Here is a 259-nt window from a genome sequence, read left to right on the forward strand (position 1 = left end):
GTGGTACACCCAGCTCTCGTGCATTTGATTTTGCAAACTTAGCGTCTGATAGCGTTAAATCGGTTGAAGTATATAAAACGGGTAAAGCAAGCATTGCATCAGGTGGTATTGGCGCAACAATTAATATTAATACCGCTCGCCCACTCGACAACCCAGGCTTTGTTTCAAGCATTGGCGTAAAAGCATTACACGACTCAACAAACCGCGTTGGTGATGACATAACACCTGAGCTTTCGGGCTTAATTAGCTGGACCGACAG

1 protein-coding gene is annotated in these 259 nt (G+C 45.2%); it reads left to right on the forward strand.

Translation table 11 applies throughout. The features are described 5' to 3' along the window. The coding region (locus tag AAEY79_RS15520; protein ID WP_352289443.1) for a hypothetical protein at positions 1 to 259 on the forward strand (259 nt) is incomplete at both ends.

Source organism: Psychrobacter sp. GW64-MNA-CIBAN-0177 (assembly GCF_040309585.1).
In the GTDB taxonomy this organism is placed as follows: domain Bacteria; phylum Pseudomonadota; class Gammaproteobacteria; order Pseudomonadales; family Moraxellaceae; genus Psychrobacter; species Psychrobacter okhotskensis.